The sequence below is a fragment of the Angustibacter peucedani genome (assembly GCF_054779595.1).
Genome location: NZ_BAAGXY010000112.1, coordinates 1 through 2,414, shown reverse-complemented (window position 1 = coordinate 2,414; position 2,414 = coordinate 1). Strand labels below are relative to the sequence as shown.

Below are 2,414 nucleotides of genomic sequence, written 5' to 3'. Positions count from 1 at the left end.
TAGACAATCTGTGACAATAGCAATGCACCTGTAATACCCACGCCAAGGCGAACGAAGGACCGTTGAAAGGCTATTGGACGATCAACGAGCTGTAAGAAATTGCTCACTCCACAACCCTCCTGAAATAATTTTGAAACTTCCAGACAGGCTGCATGCATTCATGCGGATAATTCTGCCTGGTGAAGTACACCTGCTGTTTATCCCGATTCCAGCCGGTGACATGCACAATCACACCGCGCGGATCGCGATAATCGATATCCAATGGCTTAACTTGGTTTTCGGTAGTGATCGAGTGCGACATATCACACCTCATTGCCCGGGTGCGGGAATAATTTTGGTTTGTCAGGTCTCAGTTCATGGGCGGGAATCCCAGTAAAGGCCGCAACATCAGGCACATGTTCCACCCCAACAACACCAACCTTTCTCCAGCGAGAGACAGAGGGTTGTTTTACACCTATAGCGCGAGCTAGAGCATTTACTCCTCCAGCAGCATCAATAGCTCTTTCAATTGCTGATTTCATTTTTTTGCTAATCCCGTTCAGTTGCTATCGAAATTATGATAGCATTTGCTATTGGAATGAGCAATAGACTTGTTTATCATGCTTGACTAGAATGTGATAGCGGAGGCTATAAATATGCAAGAGAGAACACTTAAGACGCTAGCTGACAGACTTAACTACGCAATGCATGAGATGGGCATGAGCCAGGGTCAGTTAGCCAAAGCGGCGAATATGGCACAACCAACCATATGGCGAATAACATCTGGAAATGCTAGAGGCACAACTAAAATCGTTGAAATAGCTAATGCCCTGGGTGTTCGTTCGGAGTGGCTATCAAACGGTACTGGACCAATGAGGGGTGACGACCAACAACCACCCCCACCGATGAATAACAAAAAAGATCCAGCCATCTTCAGAGTTGACGTACTCGACCTTACCGTAAGTGCTGGCCCGGGCATAATTAACAGCGAATTCGTGGAGGTGCTGCGCTCCGTGGAATACTCAGTTGAAGATGCCCGTCAAATGTTTAATGGCCGGAAACAGGAGCAGATACGCATCATCAACGTTCGAGGTGATAGCATGTCTGGCACCATAGAGCCAGGGGACTTACTCTTCGTCGATATCAGCGTTCAGCATTTCGACGGCGACGGTATATACGCGTTCATCTACGATGACACATCGCATGTTAAGCGCTTACAAAAGATGAAAGACAAACTCTTAGTTATCTCTGACAACCATACCTATCTACCATGGGACCCAATCGAGAAGGAAGAGATGAACAAAATTTTCATCTTCGGAAAGGTGATCGGCAGCATGCCGCAGACCTACAGGAAGCATGGGTGAATAATGCAAATGAAAATAAAAACTTACGCATAACAAGCTGAGTAGATTCTTAACCCGGCCAGTGCGCCGGGTTTTCTATGTGCCCCCACAATAGTAACCACCAGTCAACCAGGCGGGCGACTACCTGATCGGAACTCCTACCCTCTTTCTCTCTGCGAGTATCTCGCCCTTTCACAGTCCATTTTATTCTCAAGCTTCGATGCTCCAACTCCCGATATCTCATGTATTGGTAGATCACTGTCTAAAGGACAATTATTTCTACCGTGCTGTTACAAACACATCAGCAATATATTTTTTTTATTTTTGATATCAATGACATAAAAATCAATAGCAATTTAAATAGCAATACCTATTGCAAAGGCCAATAGCAGGCTCTATCATCATTCTATCAAATCAACTCAGAGGTGATAGAAAATGTCTCAGAAGATAAAAACATTTAAGGGGTTGTCCATCCATCCTTGTGATGCCTTCAAGAATATGTCCTTGATTGTTGAAGCAGCTAGTTTGTTATCGGCGGTTGATGATGACGAGTATAGAGAAATTAGCGACATTCTTCTCGCGTTTGTCTGCAACTATGCAAACGAGGCCCATAAAAATGAATGGGATAAACGATAATGAAAAATCCAATCGAAATGCTAAATGATATTGCTGCGGAAATCACTGAGAATGCTTCGTTACTGGAGGTTATTTACCGCATAAATGAATTTTCACCGGAAGCCGATAACACAATTGCCTGCCTGATTCGTTCTATGCTAAAGACCAGCCAAACTGCTTACGAGTATGTGGAGCAACTTAGCATCCATGCTGGAGCTGAATGTCAACGGGGACAAAAATTAGAGTCGCTAACAGCGCTAGCTAATCAACTTAACTCTTGGGCTTGTGATATCGGCGATTGTAAGCTTGCCGTTTATAATTCAATGGATGATATACCAACAGAATCAAACTCAATTGGGGTTTTAAGTCTCGTCTCCCAAAAACTGGATGAAATGCAGAGCATTATTAGCTCTAAAGCGGACAAGATCGAATTCAATAAGTAACGCTAAACAATAAAACAAATAACACCTTCACTGG

At 43.8% G+C, this 2,414-nt stretch carries 4 protein-coding genes; 2 read left to right on the top strand and 2 right to left on the bottom strand.

Annotated features, from left to right (window positions below; all coding sequences use genetic code 11):
* Positions 1 to 103: 103 nt before the first annotated feature.
* Together ACYVJ4_RS16565 and ACYVJ4_RS16560 are read right to left on the bottom strand one after the other, a co-directional pair.
* Complete coding sequence (locus tag ACYVJ4_RS16565) at positions 104 to 301, bottom strand: DUF4222 domain-containing protein (RefSeq protein WP_000019788.1); 198 nt, start codon at positions 299 to 301, stop codon at positions 104 to 106.
* 1 nt (position 302) lies between these two features.
* Positions 303 to 521 (bottom strand): transcriptional regulator, encoded by a 219-nt coding sequence (locus ACYVJ4_RS16560; protein WP_032645228.1) that lies wholly within the window; start codon positions 519 to 521, stop codon positions 303 to 305.
* Positions 522 to 635: 114 nt separating this feature from the next.
* Here ACYVJ4_RS16560 and ACYVJ4_RS16555 point away from each other — a divergent pair, with 114 nt between their 5' ends.
* On the top strand, positions 636 to 1,343 hold the full coding sequence (locus tag ACYVJ4_RS16555; protein WP_017384394.1) for an XRE family transcriptional regulator: 708 nt from the start codon (positions 636 to 638) through the stop codon (positions 1,341 to 1,343).
* Between the two features lie 614 nt (positions 1,344 to 1,957).
* Positions 1,958 to 2,380 carry a hypothetical protein gene (locus tag ACYVJ4_RS16550; RefSeq protein ID WP_017384396.1) on the top strand — a complete coding sequence of 141 codons (423 nt, stop codon included), beginning with the start codon at positions 1,958 to 1,960 and terminating at the stop codon, positions 2,378 to 2,380.
* Positions 2,381 to 2,414: the final 34 nt, after the last annotated feature.

What these genes read in the sequence shown, in the direction of transcription:
- ACYVJ4_RS16565 (WP_000019788.1), bottom strand. Translation starts at nt 301, where the DNA reads ATGTCGCACTCGATCACTACCGAAAACCAAGTTAAGCCATTGGATATC.
- ACYVJ4_RS16560 (WP_032645228.1), bottom strand. Translation starts at nt 521, where the DNA reads ATGAAATCAGCAATTGAAAGAGCTATTGATGCTGCTGGAGGAGTAAAT.
- ACYVJ4_RS16555 (WP_017384394.1), top strand. Translation starts at nt 636, where the DNA reads ATGCAAGAGAGAACACTTAAGACGCTAGCTGACAGACTTAACTACGCA.
- ACYVJ4_RS16550 (WP_017384396.1), top strand. Translation starts at nt 1,958, where the DNA reads ATGAAAAATCCAATCGAAATGCTAAATGATATTGCTGCGGAAATCACT.